The 24,225-nt window shown below is 27.8% G+C and carries 24 protein-coding genes; 15 read left to right on the top strand and 9 right to left on the bottom strand.

What is annotated here, in order from left to right; translation table 11 throughout:
• Positions 1-23: 23 nt before the first annotated feature.
• Entirely contained in the window at positions 24-1,019 is a 996-nt protein-coding gene (locus H0I28_RS14125) for an NAD(P)H-dependent glycerol-3-phosphate dehydrogenase (RefSeq protein ID WP_218732086.1), read from the bottom strand.
• Positions 1,020-1,113: 94 nt separating this feature from the next.
• Here H0I28_RS14125 and H0I28_RS14120 point away from each other — a divergent pair, with 94 nt between their 5' ends.
• The 5 genes from H0I28_RS14120 to H0I28_RS14100 are packed head-to-tail and all read left to right on the top strand — an operon-like array spanning position 1,114 to position 6,357.
• A complete protein-coding gene (locus H0I28_RS14120; protein WP_218759491.1) occupies positions 1,114-2,568 on the top strand; it encodes an oligosaccharide flippase family protein in 1,455 nt (484 codons plus the stop codon).
• A 2-nt stretch (positions 2,569-2,570) separates the two neighbouring features.
• On the top strand, positions 2,571-3,446 hold the full coding sequence (locus H0I28_RS14115) for an alpha/beta hydrolase (RefSeq protein ID WP_218759490.1): 876 nt from the start codon (positions 2,571-2,573) through the stop codon (positions 3,444-3,446).
• A gap of 5 nt (positions 3,447-3,451) precedes the next feature.
• Positions 3,452-3,883, top strand: a complete 432-nt coding sequence (dut, locus tag H0I28_RS14110; RefSeq protein ID WP_218754874.1) for a dUTP diphosphatase — start codon at positions 3,452-3,454, stop codon at positions 3,881-3,883.
• Positions 3,884-3,900: 17 nt separating this feature from the next.
• On the top strand, positions 3,901-5,364 hold the full coding sequence (locus H0I28_RS14105) for an MBOAT family protein (protein WP_218759489.1): 1,464 nt from the start codon (positions 3,901-3,903) through the stop codon (positions 5,362-5,364).
• 3 nt (positions 5,365-5,367) lie between these two features.
• Complete coding sequence (locus tag H0I28_RS14100; RefSeq protein ID WP_218732081.1) at positions 5,368-6,357, top strand: hypothetical protein; 990 nt, start codon at positions 5,368-5,370, stop codon at positions 6,355-6,357.
• Between the two features lie 31 nt (positions 6,358-6,388).
• Here the strand turns inward: H0I28_RS14100 and H0I28_RS14095 are convergent, their stop codons facing one another.
• On the bottom strand, positions 6,389-7,105 hold the full coding sequence (locus H0I28_RS14095; protein ID WP_218732080.1) for a LytTR family DNA-binding domain-containing protein: 717 nt from the start codon (positions 7,103-7,105) through the stop codon (positions 6,389-6,391).
• Between the two features lie 273 nt (positions 7,106-7,378).
• Between H0I28_RS14095 and H0I28_RS14090 the strand changes: the two genes are divergently transcribed.
• Entirely contained in the window at positions 7,379-7,528 is a 150-nt protein-coding gene (locus H0I28_RS14090) for a PspC domain-containing protein (protein WP_165731376.1), read from the top strand.
• A 130-nt stretch (positions 7,529-7,658) separates the two neighbouring features.
• On the opposite strand, the gene recA is transcribed toward H0I28_RS14090, so the two are convergent.
• Entirely contained in the window at positions 7,659-8,666 is a 1,008-nt protein-coding gene (recA, locus tag H0I28_RS14085; RefSeq protein WP_068447884.1) for a recombinase RecA, read from the bottom strand.
• Positions 8,667-8,779: 113 nt separating this feature from the next.
• Here recA and H0I28_RS14080 point away from each other — a divergent pair, with 113 nt between their 5' ends.
• The 3 genes from H0I28_RS14080 to H0I28_RS14070 are packed head-to-tail and all read left to right on the top strand — an operon-like array spanning position 8,780 to position 10,961.
• Positions 8,780-9,571, top strand: coding sequence for an aldose 1-epimerase (locus H0I28_RS14080; protein WP_218759488.1), 792 nt, complete (start codon positions 8,780-8,782; stop codon positions 9,569-9,571).
• A 27-nt stretch (positions 9,572-9,598) separates the two neighbouring features.
• Positions 9,599-10,387 (top strand): alpha/beta hydrolase, encoded by a 789-nt coding sequence (locus H0I28_RS14075; protein ID WP_218759487.1) that lies wholly within the window; start codon positions 9,599-9,601, stop codon positions 10,385-10,387.
• Between the two features lie 7 nt (positions 10,388-10,394).
• A complete protein-coding gene (locus H0I28_RS14070) occupies positions 10,395-10,961 on the top strand; it encodes a pseudouridine synthase (RefSeq protein ID WP_302850283.1) in 567 nt (188 codons plus the stop codon).
• 191 nt (positions 10,962-11,152) lie between these two features.
• Here H0I28_RS14070 and H0I28_RS14065 read toward each other — a convergent pair whose 3' ends face one another.
• The 3 genes from H0I28_RS14065 to H0I28_RS14055 all read right to left on the bottom strand — a co-directional run bounded on the left by H0I28_RS14065 (position 11,153) and on the right by H0I28_RS14055 (position 13,754).
• The gene (locus tag H0I28_RS14065; protein WP_218732077.1) at positions 11,153-11,740 is read right to left on the bottom strand and encodes a porin family protein; all 588 of its coding nucleotides are present in this window, start codon (positions 11,738-11,740) and stop codon (positions 11,153-11,155) included.
• A 79-nt stretch (positions 11,741-11,819) separates the two neighbouring features.
• Positions 11,820-12,602 (bottom strand): membrane metalloprotease, encoded by a 783-nt coding sequence (locus H0I28_RS14060; RefSeq protein WP_218759486.1) that lies wholly within the window; start codon positions 12,600-12,602, stop codon positions 11,820-11,822.
• A gap of 99 nt (positions 12,603-12,701) precedes the next feature.
• On the bottom strand, positions 12,702-13,754 hold the full coding sequence (locus H0I28_RS14055; RefSeq protein WP_218759485.1) for a hypothetical protein: 1,053 nt from the start codon (positions 13,752-13,754) through the stop codon (positions 12,702-12,704).
• Positions 13,755-13,934: 180 nt separating this feature from the next.
• Here H0I28_RS14055 and H0I28_RS14050 point away from each other — a divergent pair, with 180 nt between their 5' ends.
• From H0I28_RS14050 to H0I28_RS14040, 3 genes are read left to right on the top strand one after another with little or no spacing between them, the layout of a single operon-like run.
• Positions 13,935-14,444, top strand: coding sequence for an RNA polymerase sigma factor (locus H0I28_RS14050; protein WP_218754866.1), 510 nt, complete (start codon positions 13,935-13,937; stop codon positions 14,442-14,444).
• 60 nt (positions 14,445-14,504) lie between these two features.
• Positions 14,505-15,425: a FecR family protein gene (locus H0I28_RS14045; protein ID WP_218759484.1), complete on the top strand. Its 921-nt coding sequence runs from the start codon at positions 14,505-14,507 to the stop codon at positions 15,423-15,425.
• Positions 15,415-17,943: a TonB-dependent siderophore receptor gene (locus tag H0I28_RS14040; protein ID WP_254712784.1), complete on the top strand. Its 2,529-nt coding sequence runs from the start codon at positions 15,415-15,417 to the stop codon at positions 17,941-17,943. Before H0I28_RS14045 ends, H0I28_RS14040 begins: the two co-directional genes overlap by 11 nt.
• Before the next feature lie 47 nt (positions 17,944-17,990).
• On the opposite strand, the gene H0I28_RS14035 is transcribed toward H0I28_RS14040, so the two are convergent.
• From H0I28_RS14035 to H0I28_RS14025, 3 genes are all read right to left on the bottom strand, one after another.
• On the bottom strand, positions 17,991-18,431 hold the full coding sequence (locus H0I28_RS14035; protein WP_218733724.1) for a GNAT family N-acetyltransferase: 441 nt from the start codon (positions 18,429-18,431) through the stop codon (positions 17,991-17,993).
• 128 nt (positions 18,432-18,559) lie between these two features.
• Positions 18,560-18,994 (bottom strand): ribose 5-phosphate isomerase B, encoded by a 435-nt coding sequence (gene rpiB / locus H0I28_RS14030; RefSeq protein WP_218732071.1) that lies wholly within the window; start codon positions 18,992-18,994, stop codon positions 18,560-18,562.
• A 744-nt stretch (positions 18,995-19,738) separates the two neighbouring features.
• Entirely contained in the window at positions 19,739-20,644 is a 906-nt protein-coding gene (locus H0I28_RS14025) for a diacylglycerol kinase family protein (protein ID WP_218759482.1), read from the bottom strand.
• Positions 20,645-20,759: 115 nt separating this feature from the next.
• Here H0I28_RS14025 and rnr point away from each other — a divergent pair, with 115 nt between their 5' ends.
• The 3 genes from rnr to tatA all read left to right on the top strand — a co-directional run bounded on the left by rnr (position 20,760) and on the right by tatA (position 24,075).
• Positions 20,760-22,985 carry a ribonuclease R gene (gene rnr, locus H0I28_RS14020; protein WP_218759481.1) on the top strand — a complete coding sequence of 742 codons (2,226 nt, stop codon included), beginning with the start codon at positions 20,760-20,762 and terminating at the stop codon, positions 22,983-22,985.
• A 155-nt stretch (positions 22,986-23,140) separates the two neighbouring features.
• Positions 23,141-23,830 (top strand): head GIN domain-containing protein, encoded by a 690-nt coding sequence (locus H0I28_RS14015; RefSeq protein ID WP_218732068.1) that lies wholly within the window; start codon positions 23,141-23,143, stop codon positions 23,828-23,830.
• 56 nt (positions 23,831-23,886) lie between these two features.
• Positions 23,887-24,075 (top strand): twin-arginine translocase TatA/TatE family subunit, encoded by a 189-nt coding sequence (gene tatA / locus H0I28_RS14010; protein WP_068447859.1) that lies wholly within the window; start codon positions 23,887-23,889, stop codon positions 24,073-24,075.
• Positions 24,076-24,225 lie beyond the last annotated feature (150 nt).

Genomic DNA, 24,225 nt, shown 5'->3' with positions numbered 1-24,225 from the left:
CTTCAATGTTCAAAATTAAACATTTAATCTAATTTATCTGTCAATTTTTGAAATTCTTTTTTAGGATTTTTATTTGCATATAGAATATTATAAACGGTATCTATTATAGGTGTAGTTGCTCCATTTTCTTCCTTCATTTTAAAAGCACTTTTGGTAGCGTAGTAACCTTCTGCAATCATGCTCATTTCCATTTGTGCAGATTTTACAGTGTAGCCCTTACCAACCATGTTTCCAAATTGTCTATTTCTACTAAAAAGAGAATAACCGGTAACTAACAAATCACCCAAATAAGCAGAATTGTTAATGTTACGTTTCATTTTATGTACCTTTTTTATAAAGCTTTTCATTTCTCTAATTGCGTTACTCATTAACACCGCCTGAAAGTTGTCTCCATACCCTAAACCATGTGCAATACCTGCTGCAACCGCATAAATATTCTTTAACATAGCAGCATATTCTGTACCAATAATATCGTCGGAAATTTTGGTTTTTATATACCAACTTTGAACAGATTTTTCTATAAACTTTGCATTATCTTCATCTTTACAAGCAATTGTTAAATAAGATAAACGTTCCATGGCCACTTCTTCTGCATGACAAGGACCTGTAATAACTCCAATATTATCTATAGGAACCTGATATTCTCTATTAAAATGCTCTCCTATAATTAACCCTGTTTCTGGCACAATACCTTTAATAGCAGAAAAGATGATTTTACCCTCTAATGAAGACGTTAATTTTTTTAATTCACTTGTTAAAAAGGCAGACGGAATTGCAAAAATAAGAACATCGTAATTTTCTACAGTGTAATTAATATCACTAGACAAATCTAATTGTTCTGCATTTAATTCTGCAGATTGCAAATAATTAGGATTGTGTTCATTTTCTTTTATGTGCTCAATTGCCTGTTCATTACGCATGTACCAACCAATTGTACTTATATTTTCAGACAACATTTTTACAATTGCAGTCGCCCAACTTCCTCCTCCAAAGACCGCTATTTTTTTCTGTGTGTTCATGAATCGTGTTTTTTACATCAAAAGTAATAAAACTATTATCTTTTGAGGATTGCATTTACGAATTATTATATTTGTATGCTCTAATTCAAACTTATTGAGTTCCTTAAAACGCTTTTTTAAAGACACTATAATATACGGAATTGCCGCTGTTTTACCACGGGCAATTAACATCTTTTTGGTAAAACTACATACCTCTACTTTGGATGCAGCAAAATATGCCGTAAATACAGATTATTATGTGTACGCTGCGTATTTAAATGCACTACTAACCTTTGGTATGGAAACTGCTTTTTTTCGTTTTTTTTCTAAAGAAAAAGAGAAAGGAAAAGTGGTCTCTACCTCCTTTATTAGTTTGCTAATCTCCACATTAATTTTCTTCTGTATCGCCTTGTTTTTTAATAATGAAATAGCTGTTTTCTTCGGATTTAAAAATCCTTTATTTTTTAAATTATTAGTATATACAATTACGCTAGATACCATAGTAGTTGTACCTTTTGCATATTTACGTGTTACCAATAAACCACTAAAGTTTACTACTATAAAATTGATAAATATTGGTGTATTCACTATTTTAAATGTTTTCTTTTTGTGGTTTGTTCCTTATGCCTTAAAAAATGAAACTTATTTACCAGAATCCATTGTAAATTATTATAATAATTACCCAAAAGTAATTCACATTTTTGTTGCAGGAACAGTGGCAAGTTTATCTACTTTTCTATTACTTTTTCCTGCTGTTTTTAAATTCAAATTCGAGTTCGATTTATCTCTTTTCAAAAGAATGTTTAAATATAGTTTTCCAATAATGATTGGAAGTTTGGCATTTGTAACCAATGAAAATTTAGACAAACTTCTTCTTGGGGATATTTTAGGTGAAAAACAAATGGGAATTTACGCGGCTTGTTACAAATTAGGCGTTTTTATGACCTTATACATTATGGCATTCCGCTTAGGTGCAGAACCATTTTTCTTTAATAATGCTGATAAAAAAAATGCCAAAGAAACTTATTCTAAAGTTTTAACATGGTTTACAATCTTTGGATCTTTTTTTATGCTAATTGTAGTTGTTTTTATTGATTTGTTCGCGAAAATTCTATTAGGAAAACCAGAATATTTCACTGCGCTTTCTATTGTTCCAATCATACTTTTAGCAAACTTATTTTTAGGTATTTATAACAATTTATCAATTTGGTATAAACTTACGGACAAAACAAAATACGGAATGTACTTTTCTATTGTTGGTGCTATCATTACCATTGTTTTTAACTTAGTAATGATTCCTAAAATAGGTTTTATAGCTTCTGCTTGGGCAACGTTAATTGCATTTGGAACCATGATGGTATTGTCTTATTTTGTTGGTAAAAAACATTATCCTGTAAATTATAAATTAAAAAAAATAGCTTATTATTTAGTGTTTTCAATCGTTTTTGAGTGGATTTCATTTACCTTATTCAGAGGGCAGTATTGGTTTTCTATAATAACTATTTTACTTTTCTTTGGCTTAATTTATTACAATGAAAAAGATGAAATTAAACAAATTTTAAAGCGATAAATATGAATAGAATAACCATACTTGCTATAACTTTTCTTCTTGTTTTTAACTCTTGTAAGATCAATAAAACTATAATAAAAAAAGAGATTACTGTAACAAAAAACACAGGAAAAACTTCTACAAAATCAGCCAATGTTTCCATTTTACAAAAAACATTTGTTATTGATGGATTAAACGATATTGCACATAAAATATGGTTGTATTTACCTCCAGATTATACTACATCAACAGAAAAATACGACGTAATTTATATGCACGATGGTCAGAATTTATTTGATAATAGAACGTCTTTTGTTGGCGAATGGAGAATTGACGAAACCTTGAATGAACTTTACAAAAACACAGGAAAAAGTTTTATTGTTGTAGGTATAGAAAACGGTGGCGAAAAGAGAATTGAAGAATACACACCTTGGACAAACGAAAAATATGGCGGAGGAAAAGGTACTATTTATATCAATTTTTTGGTAAACGAACTAAAACCTTTTATCGATAAAAAGTACCGAACAAAACCTGCAGCAGAAAACACCGCTATTATTGGTAGTTCTTTAGGTGGTTTAATTTCTTTTTATGGTGGATTAAAACATCCTGAGGTTTTTGGTAAAATAGGTGCACTTTCTCCCTCTTTTTGGTTTTCTAATAAAGTGGTTAAATTTGCTGAAGAAAATGGGAATCAAAAAAATACTAGACTTTATTTATTAGCTGGTGATAAAGAAGAAGCTATTATGGTTACCGATACAGAAAATATGGCAGAACGCTTATTAGATATTGGATTTCCATCAGAAAACATAAAAACTAAAATTGCTCCAGAAGGAAAACACACAGAGTCTTTTTGGAAAGAAGAATTTTTAGAAGTAATTACATTTTTATATAATTTATAATGACAATGAACGTACAAATAATTAACAAATCGAAACACGCAACACCTAATTACGAAACAGAAGGAGCTGCAGGAATGGATTTAAGAGCAAATATTGATGCTGCAATTACATTAAAACCATTAGAAAGAGCTATTGTTAAAACAGGCTTATTTATAGCTTTACCAGTAGGTTTTGAAGCACAAGTAAGACCAAGAAGTGGATTGGCAGCTAAAAAAGGAATTACTGTTTTAAATTCTCCAGGAACTGTAGACGCAGATTATAGAGGGGAAATTGGAGTGATTTTAGTGAACTTATCTAATGATGATTTTGTTATTAATGATGGAGAAAGAATAGCTCAATTAATTATTGCAAAACACGAACGTGTAAATTGGCAAGAAGTAACCATTTTAAGTGAAACTGAGCGAGGTGCTGGTGGCTTTGGAAGTACAGGAGTTTAAATATCTTAAAATAAAAAATGCTCTTTAACTCAATTGACTTTGCAATATTCTTACCAATTACTTTTGTACTATATTGGTTTGTTACAAATAAAAATTTAAGATTACAGAACTTTTTAATCATAACAGCCAGTTATATTTTCTATGGTTGGTGGGATTGGCGTTTTTTATCTTTAATTCTTTTTAGTACTATAATAGATTATTCGATTGGAATTAGTTTATCAAACCAAAATAATCAAAGAAAGAGAAAAATTCTACTTTATATAAGTATTCTTATAAATCTTGGATTTCTTGGGTTTTTTAAATACTATAATTTCTTTCTAGATAATTTTATATCAGCTTTTTCATTTTTTGGAACTAAAATAAATGCAAGTTCTTTAAATATCATATTACCAATTGGAATTAGTTTTTACACCTTTCAAACATTAAGTTATACAATAGATGTTTATAAGAAAAAGCTTGAACCAACTAAAAATTTTATAGCTTTTTCTGCCTTTGTAAGTTTCTTTCCTCAGTTAGTTGCAGGTCCAATTGAACGAGCAACAGACTTACTACCTCAATTTTATATAAAACGACATTTCGACTATACAAAAGCAGTTGATGGAATGAGACAAATACTTTGGGGTTTGTTTAAAAAAATAGTAATTGCAGATAATTGCGCTCAAAATGCTAATATTATTTTTAATAATTCTTATGAATATTCAGGGAGTACTTTAATCCTAGGAGCAGTGTTTTTTGCATTCCAAATTTATGGAGATTTTTCTGGTTATTCAGATATTGCTATTGGAACTTCTCGTTTATTTGGTTTTAATTTGAAACAAAATTTTGCTTTTCCTTACTTTTCTAGAGACATAGCAGAATTTTGGAGACGTTGGCATATATCTCTTTCAACTTGGTTTAGAGATTATCTTTATATCCCCTTAGGAGGAAGCCGTGGAAGTATTTGGAATAAAATTAGAAATGTTTTTATTATATTTATTGTCAGTGGATTTTGGCATGGAGCAAAATGGACTTTTATAGTTTGGGGAGCATTAAATGCTTTATACTTTTTGCCCTTACTTTTACTTAACAAAAATAGAAATAATACAAATACAATTGCTGAAGGAAAATTTTTACCAAGTGTTAAGGAATTCTTTTTAATGTTATTAACGTTTACATTAACTGTATTTGCATGGATATTTTTTAGAGCAGAAAACATTAGTCATGCAACTACTTATATTTATGAAATGTTTTTTGGTTTAAATGATTACATTAATTACTATAAAACATATAGATTTATTTACAATCTTGGGACTCCTTATATTATTGTTTTTCTGTCATTTTTAATCATTGAATGGATAGGGAGAGAACAAAAATATGCTTTAGAAAAATTTGGTATTAAATGGAAACGTTATTTAAGATTTACATTTTATTATTTAATAATAATTATAATATTTTTCTTCACATTAAAAAAAGATCTATCATTTATATATTTTCAATTTTAAATTATGAAAAAATTTATATTTCAATCTATATTTATTTTTATTTTTCCATTTATTCTAATTATATATTCTATTAATTATGTATTAAATTTCCCTACAAAATATACTATTGATAAAGGGACTAATCATGTTTTAGTAAAATGGAATGAAATTAAAAACCCAAATGAACAATTCGATAATATCATCCTCGGATCTAGTAGAGCTTACAATGCTTATAATCCAAAAATAATTGATAGTATTACTAGTAATTCTACATATAATATGGCTACAAGCTCTCAAAATATAATAGAAAGTTACTATGTTCTTAAAGAAGTTTTAAAGTATCAAAGCCCTAAAAAAATTATTTATGAGATATTTGTTCCTCAATTTACTAACACAGATTTTTATCATATAATGTTAAATGCACATTTTATGTCTAATCAAGGTAAATGGGATATGATATTAAATGGATACCACCAAAAAGGTTTAACCAATATATTTAACCCACTTTTAAAACATAAACCCTATCTAAAAAATGAAATCACATCTGTTTTCAATTTAATGAAAAGTAGTACTCAAAATATTTCTAACACAGGATCTAATATTTCAAAAAACAGGTATTTGATTAAAGGATATATGTATGATAATTTTATAATTGACTCTATACAAGCTAGTAAAATGGGGCCTTTAACATACAATATTGACGATTCTTTAGCTATTTTTATCAAAGAAAAGTTAGAACTAATCATTAAATTATGTAATGAAAATAATATTGAATTAATCTGTGTTAGAGCGCCTTACCCAAGAACAAGAATTAATGGAACTTTAGAAGATAAATCTTCAATATTTTTTACAAATTTTTTAGATATAAAAGGAATTCCTTTTTATGACTTCAATTATTATAAAAATAATAATTTTTATGATTCCGATTTTACTGATCACCACCACATAAATAGTAAAGGAGCCTCTAAAGTATCTAAAAAATTAGGTGAAATTTTAAAAGAACTAAATCAATAAAAAAAAAACCATTTTAAAAATTTGATATCCTTTAAAAAGTAAAGGAGTTTTTTAATTTCGGAAGATACTCTTTTCCAATAGGTACAAAGTTTTCTTCTAAATCTATGAGCGCATCAGTTGGTTGCAAAAAAAGTTGTCCTTTTCTAGTATTTAACTTTTCAATACAATCTTTATTGATGATAAAACTCTTATGAATTCTAATGAATTTTTTAGGTAAAGTTTCTTCAAAATGTTTTAATGATTTTGAAGTTGATAACTTCTCTCCCGTAATATTAAAAACATTGGTATAGTTTCTTTCTGCTTGTAAAAAACAAATGTCTTTATAAGATAAAAGATGAATATCAGAGCTTGTTTTTACAGCAAGATGTGATTGTTCTTTTGTAAATTCTTTCTCAAAGAATAATAATGACTTTTGTAGTTCTACTGGTTCAATTGGTTTACTTAAAAAATAAGATATTTGATTGTTTACTGCCTCTTTTGCATAATAATTATGTGAGGTTGTCATAATAATGGTTGGCAACTCCATAAAAAATTCTTTTAATTTAGGAATAAGCGTAAAAGAATTTTTATCATTTATTTCTACATCTAAAAAAATTAGGTCGGGTTTAGTTTTTAAAATTAAAGCAAATCCATCCTCTAAATTCGATGCAATATCTATAAGCTTATAATTAGAATGTTTGTCTAAAGTGGTTTTTAAATCATCAAGAGCTTCTTGATTGTCTTGTATAATTACGTATTTGTATTTCATATTCTCTTTTTAAAAGATAAAATTTCTAAAAAATAGACTTCATGCAAATTTATAAATAAAAAGTATTAAATAATAATTAATCAGGATAAACAATTATTTTTACAGGATAAAGATTAAAATACTTTTCAATTTTAAAACATAATTTGAAGTGTTGTTATTAAATAATGCTTTTTTATTATATCTTTATGATTAAGTCTTCTATATAAAATAGGAATCTTCTTTTAGTGATATTAGAAGCTTAATGACCTTTATTAACTAACAAAAAATAAAAATATGATTTTAGGTGTTTCAGATTGGTTAAGTCCAAAAATAAATGTAGAAGCAAAATATATTAGAATAGGCTTTGTAGTTGCCTTTTTATTCGCTGGTGTTGGATTAGGTTTATACTTAATCTTATGGATTGTAAAGTTGCTTTCTAAGTAAACCATTTAAAGTCTTATTCTATTAAATACAATAGATAAAATTAGAAAGAGAACATTTTAAAAATAAGAAAACTGCTATAGATTGATTACTTCTATAGCAGTTTAATAATAATAGTTAGAACTTTTAATATTTATTCCTGATTTTCAATAGCAATCTTTATTTTACCTTCAAGTTCTTCTGCTAACTCAGGATTGTCTTTAATTAAGCCTTTAACAGCATCTCTACCTTGCCCTAATTTTGTTTCTCCGTAACTAAACCAAGAACCACTTTTCTTAACAATACCTAACTCTACACCAATATCTAAAATTTCACCAACTTTAGAAATTCCTTGTCCATACATAATATCAAATTCTGCAATTTGGAAAGGAGGTGCTACTTTATTTTTAACAACTTTAACCTTAGTACTGTTTCCAATAACTTTGTCTCCGTCTTTAATTTGTGTTCTTCTTCTAATATCTAAACGAACAGAAGCATAAAATTTTAATGCGTTACCACCCGTTGTAGTTTCTGGATTACCGAACATTACTCCAATTTTTTCACGTAATTGGTTAATAAATATAACGGTACATTTTGTTTTAGAAATAGTACCTGTTAATTTACGTAATGCTTGAGACATTAAACGAGCATGTAAACCCATTTTAGAATCTCCCATTTCTCCTTCAATCTCCGATTTTGGAGTTAATGCTGCAACAGAATCAATAACCACAATATCAATTGCACCAGAACGTATTAAGTTTTCTGCAATTTCTAAAGCTTGCTCACCATGATCTGGTTGAGAAATAATTAAATTATCAATATCTACTCCTAAATTTTCTGCGTAAAATTTATCAAATGCGTGTTCTGCATCAATAAACGCTGCAATTCCTCCTGCTTTTTGAGCCTCTGCAATTGCATGTAATGTTAAGGTAGTTTTACCAGAAGATTCTGGTCCGTAGATTTCAATAACTCTTCCTCTTGGATAACCACCAACGCCTAAAGCCAAATCTAACCCTAAAGAACCAGATGAAATTGCATCTATATCTTCAGTTACTACATCACCTAATTTCATTACAGCTCCTTTACCATAAGTCTTATCTAGCTTATCTAGAGTAAGTTGAAGTGCTTTTAGCTTTGCTGTTTTTTCTTTATCTGTCGCCATTAATCTTGCTTGTTTTATTTTTAAATAAGTCCGACAAGTTACAAAAAACTTAAATTAGTTTCCTAAAAAATAACAGTCAAATTTATTCTATTTTTACACAAAGCTTACTAACAATGAATTTTAAAGTATTTTTAAAAAATAAAGAGTGCACAGTTCACATAGAAAAAGGGGAAATCATCAGTTTTCAAAAAGATGATAAAGAATATATTCATCAAAAAGGAAACAAAGGTTGGCGTAATTCTGATGATGAAATGTTTCCGGTTATTGGACCAACTTCTAAAAATAATTTTAGAGTGCATACCAAAAATGGAGATGCAATTCTAGACCAACATGGTTTGTTGCGTGAGTTAGAATATTCTTTAGTTTCTTCGGATGAAAACTCAGCTAAATTCATCAAAAAATACAAAAAGAATACACTTATTAACAATAGTAAGTTTCCTAAAAAATCTACAGAAGAAAATCTTTCTTGGCCTTTCGATTTTTCTTTCGAAAAGAATTTTACCTTAGAAAATGATGTTTTAAACATAGAATTTATCATTAATTCTGATGAAGGAATGCCATTTATGTTAGGGTATCATCCGGCATTTATGCTATCTAACACTGGTAATGAAACTTTAATTTCTAATGATACAGAAATTACTTTAGCAGATGTTTATAAAGCTGGTTCAAATGCTTTTCCGGTTTTAAATGCTGATAAAATCATTTTAAAAAATATTGATAGAAACGATTTAGAAATTACTACAAAAGGGTTTCATAATTTTATGTTATGGACAGAAGTTGATAACATGCTTTGTATTGAGCCTATTACACAATATACATCTTACACAAATCAGAAGTTTTCTGAAGAAAATATGAGTATTTCTAAAGGTGAAAATAGTTTTTCTGTAACTATTAAAGTAATTTAACAACAATAATAAAATCTAAAATAAAAAATGAAATTTACCTTAATACTTAGCCTTATACTTGTCTTTTCTTGTAAACAACCTACTAATAAAACTACCATAGAAAAAGATAATAAAAGCATTGTAAAAGAAATAGAAAAAAGTTTTATCAAGACAACGATAACTTTTCCTTCTAAAGATAGTTTACCAATTACTGCAGATATTTTTAAAAATAAAGAGACACCAATTACTGTTTTATTATGTCATCAGGCAGGTTATAGTAGAGGAGAATACAAGGATTCTGCTATAGAGTTAACTAAATTGGGTTATGCTGTAATGGCTATAGACCAACGTTCTGGTAAAACGGTTAATAATATAGATAATCAAACAGCAATAGCTGCTCGTGCAAAAGATTTAGGAGATACTTATTTAGATGCAAAACAAGATATTGAAGCTGCTATAGATTATATATACAACCAAAATGGCGGACAAAAAATTATATTAGTTGGTAGTTCTTACTCTTCTTCTTTAGCACTTTTAATGGGCGTAGATAATTCTAAAATTAAAGCCGTTGCTGCATTTAGTCCTGGTGAATATTTTAAAGGAATTGACATTAATAAAAGTATTAGTTCTTATAAAAAACCTGTTTTTGTTACTTCTTCTTTAAGTGAAAGTGCTGCCGTTAAAACATTAGTAAATAAAGTAGATTCTAGTTATTTAACGCATTTTATACCAGAAGTAAAAGGAATCCATGGTTCTAGAGCACTTTGGAAGACTACAGAAGGTAATGAAACGTATTGGGCTTCTTTTAATGCGTTTTTATCTTCTTTAAAAAACTAATAAATTGATAAAAAAACACCGTCATTTTATAATTCACAAACCTTGGGGAATGATTTCTCAGTTTGTAAATCCCGCAAAGCGGAAGAAAAAGTTATTAGGTGATTTACATGATTTCCCTGTAGGAACGATGGCAATTGGTCGTTTAGACGTGCCGTCTGAAGGATTGCTTTTATTAACAACTGATGGTAAAGTATCGGCAGAAATTAGATCTCATAAATACGAAAAAGAATATTACGTACAAGTTGATGGTATTATCACCCAAAAAGAAATTGAGCAATTACAAACCGGTGTAGAAATTGGTTTCAATGGCAAAAAATACATAACAAAACCTGGTAAAGCTTTTATAATAGACGATACTAAATTTCCGCTTAGAAGCATGAAAATTAGAGATGAAAGACATGGACCAACAAGTTGGGTTTCTATTATTATTACAGAAGGAAAATTTAGACAAGTGCGTAAAATGACGGCTGCAGTAGGCTTACCAACCTTACGTTTAATTCGTGTGCGAATTGGTAAAATAGAATTAGGTAATTTAGAAATTAGTGAAGTAAAAGAAGTTGATAATTTAATGTAACATTTATCACAAAAAAACAACTTTTATATTTCTATTTTTACGTTATGAACAATTCTAACACCACTTTATATATAGTAGCTGCTGTAATTATTCTACATTTTGTAGTGGGTTTTGGTTACTTAATTTACAAAATGACAAAAAAGGGAGATAAAAATTAATTTATCTCCCTTTTTTATATTTAAAATTTGTGTTTAAAAATCGAATCCTACATAAAGTTGCCAAACTCTATTTTTAGGCTTGTCTTCATCATAAATATCATTTTGACCTAAATGGTATCTAACTCCTAAACTAACGCCTGAATCACTTTTAAAACCAGCTCCTACATTCACTCCCCAATCAAAATTATTAGGTTCAAATTCTTTTTCTGTATCATATAAAATAAAACCAGAATCGAAGGTTTCTTTATGTGATATTGAAAAACCTATTTGAGGTCCTGCTTCTAAAAAGAAACTTTTTACAGGGTATAATTTTAGCATTAATGGCACATTTATATAGTCTAGTTTTTGGGTATACGTACTAGATCCATCTATAATTTTATAACCTTGCTTAGAGTACAAAATTTCTGGTTGAATAGAAATAAATTTACCTATAAAAGATTCCCCATATATACCAATATGATATCCATGTAATCTATCTGTTTCCGAGCTACCATCAAAACTTACAGAAGACATATTATATCCTCCTTTAATACCTGCTGTTGCTTTATTTTTACTGTCTTGCGCATTTAATGATAATACACTTGTAATCATTAATGCCATTGTAATATATATTGTTTTCATATTAAATAATTCTAAAGTTCATATTTATTGTTCTCGTATATAAGACAACTCAACTTTATTTTACCCTACCTTTTTTTTATTATTTTCCGCCATTGGCTTTTAAATCTTCTAAACATTGTGCGTCTAATGTTGGTACTTTTCCGCCAGAAAGCATATTGCCTATTCCTTGGCTTGTTTCTGCTGCCCAATACATTAAACAATCTTCTTCGTTACAGTGTTTTGGATGCTCTGTATCTTCATGATTACTTTGTAATTCACTTCCTAAATTTGTTAAACCTAAAAGATGGCCAAATTCATGATTAATTACTGAGGACTCTAATAAACTCCTTTCAGGTTCAAAAGCACCATTACTTAAACCATGAACTGTTTCTTCGTAAATTACAAAAGAAGTGTTCCAATATGCTGCGCCCAAAATAGCACTAGAACTAGTATCTTTAGAAGATTTTCCGTTTACAAATAATACCCAAACAGCAATAGTTGTATCTGAACTGTATTTAGTTCTATGCTCTTTTTCTAAAGCTACTACTTCTTCTAAAGTATATGCTTCTTTATCTGTAAAAGAAATTTCTTGAGTTATATAGGTTACTCCTTCCGGTTTATTAGTTCTATTCGTAATAAAATTTTTAAAATTATTTAGAGCAATTTCAGAGGGTTTAAAACCTTCTATATATGCAATTTCAACAATCATTTTTTTTAAAATACCTCCAGAAAGTAAATCGTTTGCAGAAGAACCTGTTATTTGTCTGTTTGTACTTACATTTATTAAGTTACCTGTTTCACTATCTATTATTTCGTCTTCTTTAGAAGAACAAGAAAATAAAATACTGCAAACTAAAATTACTTTTAAAAGAATATTTTTCATTCTGATTTTATTAAAACTTTACAGCTATTACTTTAGGGGTATAGGGGCAATAGCTGCAAAGTTATCATCAACTAACTATATTTATTACTTAATAATCTTTTAAATTTTCTTAAAAACTAAAGTTACAGAAGCATCAGTTTTACTTTTTAAAGTAATTAATCCACTGCTATAATTAGTGACAACCCAATCATTACCTAATGCACTTACTGCTGTATTGCTTGCAAAATCGATAGTTACAAAAGCATCTATTTCAGAACTTACTGTATAGGTTCCTTCAACTTCATTTAACGTTGTATTTACTACATCTTTGGCTACTACTTTTAAATCGTTTGTAAATTCTATAGACCAATCTGCATACTCATTTGCAGTATCTACACCTGCTGTAACAAATGATTCTACTTTAAATTTAGTTCCTGTTAAAATAGCCTCTACTTCTACTGCAGTTTCTTTTGCCTCGTCTTTTTCTTCTTCATATTGTACACATTCTGAAACCGCATTTTGAAATTCTGTATCACTATTAATTTCTGTTGAAGTACCGTTACTTAAGGTTACATTTATTGGATAATTTACCGCAAATAACTCATCAGATTGTAAATCTGTCATAAACGTATACAATTGTTCTTGTGATTGTAGAACCACTGTTCCTGTTTGTTCTAAACTTATACTATAAGTTAACATGGTTATAGGAAAATTGATATCTATACAAGAAATAGCATCTTTTCCATCTTCTTCTGCTTGCTCACATTCTTCCATTAAAGCATCTAATTCTGCTTGGTTATTTACAGTTACCTCTGTATAATTACTCGTTTTTACACGAATAGGAAAATTAAAAGTTACAGCATCACTATCATTATTAAACTCTCCCATAATGTTTAAAACTGTAGAGAAATCTAATTTACTTATAAGCGTAATTTGTTTTCCGTTTACAGTTGCTGTTAATGGAAATAACAACTCAGTACATGCGTTTCCGTCTAAAAAGTCATCATCAGAACCATTATTTTTAGCAGCTCTTTCATAATTAGAAGCTGTTGGAGATGTAGAGGAATTTGTGTTTGGGTTTGTACCTACTTGTTCACTTTCATCAGACTGACAAGATGTAAAACCTAATATTGCAGTTAAAGCAATTGCCGTAAATAATTTTAATGATTTCATAATAATAAATTTTGATATTTTTTGTTTTTTGTATTTATAAGTAAGACAACAGTAACTATTTATCTTACTTATTTTTTGAATAGCTATATTATTGCTGTCCTGTAAGTAAAACAACTAAACATTTATTTACCCTACCTTTGTCCTCAAAAAAAATGATATTTTTTATTTAATCCCCTTAATATGACTGATAAATCTCTTTGTGATGAAATCAATTTTAATGAGTTTTATACTTCTCATATTCAGTCTGCAAGTAATTTTGCTTATTATAAATCTGGTGATAAAAATGCCTCTTTAGATTTAGCACAAGAAGCCTTTATAAAAATATGGGAACATTGTTCTAAAATAGATTTTACAAAAGCCAAGTCGTACTTATTTACAGTTATTAACAATCTTTTTCTAAATAAAGTAAAACATCAAAAAGTAGTTTTTGAGTATGCTAAAAGCAGTCCTTATTTAGATGTTAATAACCAAAGTCCAGATTATTTATTAGAAGAAGAAGAGTTTAAAAACAAACTAAAAAATGCTATTGCAGGTTTAACAGAAGGAGAACGTGAAGTTTTTTTGATGAATAGGATTGATGGAAAAAAATACAGAGAAATTGCAGAAACGTTAGAAATATCTCAAAAAGCAGTAGAGAAACGAATGTCATCAGCATTAAAAAAGTTAAGAACTAAAATAGACGGAATTTAATATCAATTTAAGGTAGGGTAAACTACTGATTAGTTGTTTTATATATAGAAGTACAATACAATGAAAAAAGAAAAAGACATATTAAAATGGCTAAACAGAGAAATTTCTGATGAAGAACTAACGCATTTAAAAGAAACAAAAGATTTTAATACTTTAGAAAAAATTGCACATTATTCATCTCAAATAGATGCTCCTAAAGTTGATGTAGAAAAAGCCCTGGCAGATTTTAAATTAAAAACTAAAAATACCTCTAAAAAAGGAAAAGTTATTCCTTTTAATTATAAAAAACTCTATAAATATGCAGCAGCAGTGGTTGTCTTACTAACAACTTCATATTTTTTTATCTCTAATAATACTGATAATGCTATTTATAAAACAGCCTTTGCAGAAACAAAAAACTTTAATTTACCAGATAATTCTGAGGTAGTATTAAACGCAAATTCAGAAATTTCTTATGCGAAAGATAGTTGGCAAGAAAACAGAAATTTAACCTTAGACGGAGAAGCATTTTTTAAAGTACAAAAAGGAGAAAAGTTTACTGTAAATACAGAAGTTGGTAAGGTTACTGTACTTGGAACACAATTTAATGTAAAGGAAAGAGAAAATTATTTTGAAGTAAAAACCTTTGAAGGTTTGGTAAGTGTTGTCTATAAAGATAGCTTGATTAAATTACCTAGAGGATCTATTTTTAAAGTAGTAAATGGCGTAGTAGATGTTAACAATACTTTTAATATTAAAGAGAAATCTTGGTTGCAAAAAGAATCTAATTTTAAAAGTACAGCTTTGCGTTTTATTTTAGAAGAAATAGAAAATCAGTTTGGGTATACTATCGAAACTACAAATGTAGATTTAGATATTTTATATTCTGGTGGTTTTACACATACAGATATAGATATTGCTTTAAAATCTGTTACAATTCCGTTACAGTTATCTTATAAAATTGATGGTAAAAAAATTACTATCTTTAATTATGAGAAATAAGTATCTTCTTTTTTTTATCAGTTTTATACTGACTAATAGTCTTGTATTTTCTCAAAATTCTTCAGAGAAAAAGCCACTTGCATCAATTTTATTAGCGCTTGAAAAAAGTTATGATATAAAATTTTCTTATTCTGATAATGATGTAAAAAATATTTTTATACAACAACCAAAAAAAGATATTTCTATAGAAAATCTACTCTCTTTTTTAAATAAAGAAACATTTTTACAATTTAAAACCTTAGACAATAGATATGTAACCGTTTCATTTTTAAATAAATACATTTCTGTCTGCGGAACCGTTTTAGATGCCAACTCCTTAGAACCTTTATTTTTAACTTCTGTAAAAGTAAATGGTTATAAATTAGGAACAACCACTAATAATAACGGTAATTTTAACTTAAAAAATGTACCGGCTAACGCTACTTTAACAATTTCTTTTATCAGTTTTAAAACAAAAATTATTACCGCAAAAGAATTGTTTTCTTCTAACTGTAAAGAAGTTTTTTTAGAAGAAGAAACAGAAGAATTATCAGAAATTATAATGCCTAAGTTTTTAACCGCTGGTTTGCATAAAAATACTGATGGTAGTACAGTTTTAGACACAGAAAAATTTGGAATTTTACCAGGTTTAATAGAACCCGATATTTTAAAAACAATTAAAATTCTACCAGGTATAGAAAGTATAAACGAAAGTATTTCTAATATTAACGTAAGAGGTGGTACAAATGACCAAAATTTAATGCTTTGGGATGGTATAAAAATGTATCATTCAGGTCATTTTTTTGGGCTTATTTCTGCTTATAACCCGTATTTAACAAAAAAGATATCTGTTACTAAAAACGGAACAAGTAGTGCATTTTCAGACGGGGTTTCTTCAACCATAAATATGGAAACATCTAATGAAATTACAAATAAACTTTCTGGTGGTGGTGGATTTAATTTGTTAAGTGCAGATGCTTTTGTACAAGTTCCTATAAAAAAGAATTTAGAAGCTCATATTTCTGCAAGAAGGTCGTTTACAGATGTTATTAACACTCCAACTTATAAAAATTATTTCTCACGCAGTTTTCAAGATAATTCTATCTCTTCAAGCACTATTAATAACGCTGATTCTAAATTTTATTTCTACGATTACTCCTTTAAAGTTTTATATGATGTTAGCTACAATCATACTATTAGAGCCAATTTTATTCATATAAAAAACAATTTAGACTATCAAGAAAAATACACTACTAATACTACAACAATTGAAGAAAATAGTTCTTTAAAACAAGAAAATTTAGGAGCAAATATCAACTGGCATGCAAATTGGGATGCTAAATTTTCTACCAACTTATCTTTCTTTTTTTCAGATTATAGAATAAATTCTACAGATTATAATAAAGATTCAGATCAATATCAAACGCAGTTTAATAATGTGTTAGAAACGGAAGTAAAGTTAGATTCTAAATATGAGATTTCTGATGTTTTACATTTCACTAATGGATTGGTAATAAATGAAATAGGTGTAAAAAATACCACAACTGTAAATGCACCTACATTTTCTAAAACAGACAAAAATGTGTTGTTAAAAAGTGCCTTTTATACTGAAATAGAGTATCATAAAAAAAATACTTATGCAAGATTTGGAGTTCGGGCAAACTACTTTGATCAGTTTACAAAATTTGTTGTAGAACCTAGAATTAACATCCGACAGCAATTAAATACAGAATTATCTGTAAAATTAGAAGGCGAATTAAAAAACCAAACAACAGCCCAAAAAATAGATTTTGAAGATAATTTTTTAGGAATAGAAAAACGAAGATGGATTCTTTCTGATAATGAAGATACACCTATTATAAAAAGTAAACAGGCTTCTTTTGGAGCAGCATATTCTAAAAATAAATTATATGTAGATATTACTGCTTTTTATAAAAAAGCAGATGGAATTACAGCTGTAAACCAAGGCTTTTATAACAATACACAAGCCGTAAATTCTATAGGAAATTATAAAGTAAAAGGGGTTGAGTTTTTAGTGAATAAACAAACTGAAAAAATTAGTACTTGGTTAAGTTATACGTACGCTAAAAACGATTATACCTTCGATATTTTTAATCCTACAACATTTTCTAATAGCTTAGATATTACACATTCTTTAAGTGCAGCATTTAACTATAATTTTACTGAATTTTTTAAAATTTCTTTTGGTGGAGTTTTACGTTCTGGTAAACCTTATACAACACCTATTGATGGAAATGAAACCATAAAAAGTGGTAACAGAACTATTGTAAATTATAACAATCCTAACCAAGAAAAGCTAGATAATTTCTTTAGATTAGATCTTTCTGGAAGCTATAACTTTGATTTTTCTGATGTTATAAAATCCACTATTCGTCTAGGTTTTACTAATTTAACGAATAAGGAAAACATTATAGATTCTTATTATATTGTAGATGAAACTAGTAAAAACAATGTAAATAGAGTAAACAATTATTCTTTGCCTTTTACTCCTAATTTAAGCTTTAGAATCAACTTTTAAAAGAAAATAATTTGCCTAAAATTTGATTAAATCGTGTTAAAAAATAATTATTCTCTATCCATTCTAATATGCGGAATACCATCTTCTAAATACTCCTCGCCTACTTGAATAAATTGATGCGTTTCATAAAATTTCTTTAAATATTTTTGCGCAGAAATAGTAATTTTATCAACCTTAAAATGAGTTTTTATTGCTTCTATAGAAACTTTCATTAAATCATGTCCAAAACCATATTTACGTTCGTTAGCAGCAACTACTACCCTACCAATACTAGCATTTTTAAAATAAACTCCGGGTTTAAAAATACGTGTATAAGCAATAATTTTATCATCTTTTAAACAAAAAACATGTAATGCTTTTTGATCTTTAAAATCTACATCTTGATATACACAATCTTGTTCTACCACAAAAACTTCAGATCGTAATTGAAGTATCTTATAAAGTTCTGTTGTATTTAACTCTTGAAAGGTTTTTATTTGAAAATTCATCATTTTAAAATCTTTATATTCTCTGTATAATTTTACTAAAAAACAAAATCACTCAAAAAACAACAGTTATTAACACATTGTTACTTCGAGTGAAATTTTATTTTTTAAATTTTGTAACAGAAAGTTATTTATCCGGCACAAGAAATTTTTTGAACTCTATCTCCATGTCTACCACCTTCAAACTCTGTAGAAAGAAAAATATCTACAAAACCAATAGCTTGTTGTAAAGACACAAAACGTGCAGGAATTGTAAGAACGTTTGCATTATTATGTTGTCTTGTTAACGCAACTAATTCATTGTTCCAACACAAAGCAGCTCTAATACCTTGGTGTTTATTAGCGGTCATTTGTGCTCCATTACCAGAACCACACAAAATAATACCCATAGTTGCTTTACCACTTTCTACAGCATCTGCTGTTGGATGAATGGCATCTGGGTAATCCATAGAATCGTTTGTATTGGTTCCAAAATTTAGAACTTTATATCCTTTTTCTTCTAAATGTTTTATAATTTCGAATTTGTATTCTGTACCTGCGTGATCGTTACCAATGGCAATTGTCATAATAAATTGATTTTAATTGTGTTGTAGCAACAAAAATACAGAAACTAACGGTTATCAACAGTTATAAACAATCAAAAAATTAGCTTTTTTAATAACCTTTTAATTTTTAACTCTTTAGCTATGTTAGGTAATTGTTAAGAAGTATCGGTAAAGTTTTACAAGTAAATTTGGTATATTGAATTAAAATTACAATACAGCGAGCACTACCACATACACAACTTTATTTATGAGTTTTTGATAAAAGTTTATCAACATAAAATTAACCATTTGTTTACATCAATTGGGATGTTAACTATTAAGAGTTTTAGGTTAACTACTGTTTATAACTATTGTTAATAACTCTAATTTTAATTTGATTTATAAGCTTTTAAGTAACTCATAACTTGTCAATGATTTTTAATAACTGAAATTAAAAAATAAAAAGACATTTTTTTATAGTAGCTATTCACACACTATTATAACCATTATTGTTTTTTTTAAATTTAAAAAGAAAATATAATTATAATAAAGAATGTTTATAACTGTTGAAAACGAAAAAATGAAATAGGAGGAAAGCGAAAAGAAAAAGGAGAAGAAATTGACTTAACTTTTATTAGACTCTTTATTTTTCTGTTTATTGAGAATAAAAGTCTTTTTAATATTTTAAAGTTGTGTTACCTTTTATAAAAACAAAAGAGCATTTTGTCTTTAATGTTTTTTTTCTTAAAATATAAGCTAGATAGAAATTATAAAGTTGATTTTTAATTAGTTCACTACAAAATTTATAGCCTTTTCAATAATTTTTACATGTACTTCTCCAGTTCCAATTATCTCACCATCAGCCTGAATAAAAGGTTTTGCTGTTTTTGGAACCACTCTAATTGCTTTAGTTTTATACGTTTCTAGTTTTTTATGATCTACAATTTTACCAGAATATAATTTAGGTAAATTTAAAATTAAATCTAAGATATTCAGGTTTTTAGCTATGGTAATATCTAATAAACCATCTGTGCTATTTACATTTTTTGTAAACTGCATTCCACCACCAGAAAATTTACAAATACCAAAAACGGTCATTAAACAATTAGTTTCTAGAATTTTATCATCAAAAATAATTTTAAACACTGTTTTTTTATAAAGTAATAAACCAGCTATTCCGCTTAATATATAAGCTAAAGATCCAAAATTTTTTAAAGTTTTTAGTTTATTAACAATGTAACCATCATACCCTAAACCAGCTACATTATTAAAAAAAACAGTTCTATTATCAGTTTTTAAAACACCAATATCTTGTAAAATAATATTCTTTTTATGAATAATTTCAATCGCTTTTTTAACGCTATTAGGTATGTTATACGTCTTTATCCAATCGTTACCAGTTCCCTGTGGAATTACAGCAATAGTTATATCAGAAGTTTTTGCGTACCTTTGCGTCATTATTCCGTTAACTACGTTATGTAGTGTTCCATCTCCACCAATCGAAATAATACTTCTAAAACCTTGTTGAATTGCGGTATCAACCAATTCAATTTCGTGTTTAGAAAATTTTGTAAAAGCAAAAGAAAAGTCTATTTTCTTATTGTTTAATAATTGTTGAATTTCCTTCCATTTTTTAGAAAAATTCCGATTTCCAGAAATAGGATTTGCAATTATAAACCAAGATGTAGACATAAAAATAATAATTAAAGTAATGCCAAATTACAATTTTAGATTGATAACCATTTTTTAATAGCCAATCACAGTAAATAATTGTAATTTAGTATCATATAATAAGAAGTAAGAATTAATGACAAAAAAGAAGAAAAAAATATATAAAAAGAAAGGGAACGTTGTAAAAGACTTAACCAGAAATATATTTAAAGTATTAAAACAAGACAGCGAAAAATCTTATAATCATAAGCAAATTGCTGCAAAATTAAAGATTTCTGATACAGATGGGAGAACCCAGATAATTAAGAAATTAGCAGAATTAGCTGCAACCAAAGAAATAAAAGAAGTAGAGCGCGGTAAGTTTCAAATAAATGTAGATAGAAAATATTCTATTGGTACTTTAGATGTAACTTCTACCGGAAACGGATATTTTGTAACAGATGATTATGAAGACGATATTTTTATTCCGAATATTAATTTGGGTAAAGGTTTACATAACGATACTGTAAAAGCGTATGTTTATAAAAGACGTAGTGGAAAGAAATATGAAGCAGATGTTGTAGAAATTATCGAACGTGCAAAAACAGAATTTGTAGGTGTTTTACAAAAAAGTAAAACCAAAAATTTTGGATTTGTAGTACCGGATAACAACAAAATGTATGCAGATATTTTTGTGTCTGAGAGCAAGTTGAATGGGGCAGTAGATGGAGATAAGGTACAAGCTACTTTGTTAGATTGGCCTAAAAACTCTAAAAATCCTTTTGGAAAAATTACAACCGTTCTTGGTAAACCAGGAGATCATAATACAGAAATGCATTCTATTTTATTAGAATATGGTTTGCCTTATGAGTTTGAACCAGAGGTTGAAAAAGAAGCAGAATCTTTACCAATTGAAATTACAGAAAAAGAAATTTCTAAGCGTAGAGATATGCGTAAAGATTTAACTTTTACAATAGATCCTAAAGATGCAAAAGATTTTGATGATGCATTATCATTCACAAAATTAGAAAATGGTAATTATGAAATAGGAATTCATATTGCCGATGTTTCTCATTATTTACAGCCAAAAACAATTTTAGACGATGAAGCTTATAAAAGAGCTACATCTGTTTATTTAGTAGATAGAGTAGTACCAATGTTACCAGAAATGTTATCTAACGGAGTGTGTTCTTTAAGACCACATGAAGAAAAGTTAACATTTTCTGCAGTGTTTGAATTAAATAAAAAAGCACAAGTAGTAGGCGAGTGGTTTGGTAGAACGGTAACATATTCAGATCAACGTTTTGCTTATGAAGAAGCACAATCTATTATAGAAAACGTTAAATTATCTGATGATGTTCAACCGTATACTATGCCAGAAGATATTTCTATTACAGATGAATCTTATGTAGTAGCTCCAGAAGTTGTAGAAGCTACTTTAAAATTAGATGAATTGGCTAAAATTCTTCGTAAAAAAAGAATGAAACAAGGCGCAATTTCTTTTGATAGAGTAGAAGTGAAGTTCAATTTAGATGAAGAAGCAAACCCAGTAGGTGTATTCTTTAAAGAATCTAAAGATGCTAACAAATTAATTGAAGAATTTATGTTGTTAGCAAATAGAAAAGTTGCTGAATTTATTGGTTTTTCTAAAGGAAAAGCTACCAACAATACATTTATTTACAGGGTTCATGACGAGCCAGATGTAGAAAAATTAGCTTCTTTAGAAAATATGGTTCGTAAATTTGGATACAAAATTAATACAGATACCAAAAAATCTACCTCAGATTCTTTAAATCAGTTATTAAGTGATGTGCATGGTAAAGCAGAATCTAACATGATTGAGACTTTAACCATTAGAACTATGTCTAAAGCGGTATATACAACTCAAAATATTGGGCATTACGGATTGGCTTTTGATTATTATAGCCATTTTACATCGCCTATTAGACGTTATCCAGATGTAATGACACATAGATTACTTCAACACTATTTAGATGGCGGAGATAGCCCAAAAGCAGATAAGTATGAAGAAAAGTGTAAGCATTCATCAAACAGAGAAGAATTAGCTTCTAAAGCAGAAAGATCATCTATTAAATACATGCAGGTAAAATACATGCAAGATCATAAAGATGAAATTTTTGAAGGTGTTATTACAGGAGTTACAGAATGGGGTATTTATGTGGAAATTTCTTCTAATAAATGTGAAGGAATGGTGAGAATTAGAGATATAAAAAGTGATTATTATATTTTTGATGAAAAGCAATATGCTATAATAGGTCAAGCTTCTAAAAAACTATATCAGTTAGGAGATGATGTTAAAGTAAGAGTAAAACATACAGATTTAGAAAGAAAACATTTAGATTTTGCTTTAATAGAAGCTTAATCTTTTAATGGTATGTGATTGATTTAAAATTCATTAACTAAATTTTAATACTTTAAGATTTTTATCTTTTTTATTTTTGTGACAATAAAAAAGATAAAAAGTCTTTATAGTGGTATAATTGTTGAATTAAATATAGTAATCAAAATTTTTAAATAATGAAAAATATAATATATATCTGTGCTATACTGTTAAGTTCTGTAACAATTGCACAAACAACTGTAACTAAAAATTTAGGAGATTATTCTGAGTTAAAAGTCTATAATGGTATAGAATTAGAGTTGATAAAATCTGCAGAGCAAAAATTAGAAATTACTGGAGAAAAATCTGAAATGGTAAAAATTAAGAATGTAAATAACATCTTAAAAATATCATTACCCTTTTCATTAAAACCAGAAAATAATGCTGCAGATGGTCAAGTATTAGTTAAACTATATTATAACAAAAATATAGCTATTATTGATGCTAACGAAGGTGCAACGGTAACCGGTAAAGATGTAAATCAAGACAAATTAGAAGTAAACGCACAAGAAAGAGCTTTTATTAATTTAACAACAGAGGTTAAATATTTAACTGTTAAAACATCATCTGGCGGAATTATAAAATTAACTGGTACTGCAGATAACCAAGAAGTAGATGTAGACTTATATGGTATTTATAATGGTTTTGACATGCAAGTAATTAGTAATTCTAATGTTTTTGCAGGTACAGGAGCTAAAGCAGAAGTTTTAGCAGGTAAAACTTTAAGTGCTAAAGTAAGTTTTGGGGGATCTATATTTTACAAGGGAGATCCAGAGGTTGTTAAAGATAAAAAAGTAATTGGTGGAATTATTCAAAAAAGGAATTAACAAAGGTTAGTGTTATTACCTTTTTTGTATATTTGTGCTATTAAATAAAAGAAAACATGTATAGTTTAGCAACAAATTTTATGTTCATTGGTGGTCCACAACTAATTATTATTGTGGTAGTAGTTTTACTATTATTTGGTGGTAAGAAGATTCCAGAATTAATGAAAGGTTTAGGAAGCGGAATTAAAGAGTTTAAAAACGCTGCTAAAGAAGAACCAGAAGAAAAATTAGAGGAGAAAAAATAATACTTTATTATTCTTTTTAAAACATAAAAAAAGCTCAATTTGTATAAAACAAGTTGAGCTTTTTAGTATATGAATTAAAAAAATCCCCCAATATTTTTAATCATTTTTCTTGAGACAAATATATATATCTTAATCGAAATTATTAAAAAT

It is taken from the genome of Polaribacter sp. AHE13PA (genome assembly GCF_019278505.1).
In the GTDB taxonomy this organism is placed as follows: Bacteria; Bacteroidota; Bacteroidia; order Flavobacteriales; family Flavobacteriaceae; genus Polaribacter.
The sequence above is the reverse complement of the archived record's forward strand: the minus strand, read 5'-3'. Positions and strand labels throughout refer to the sequence as shown.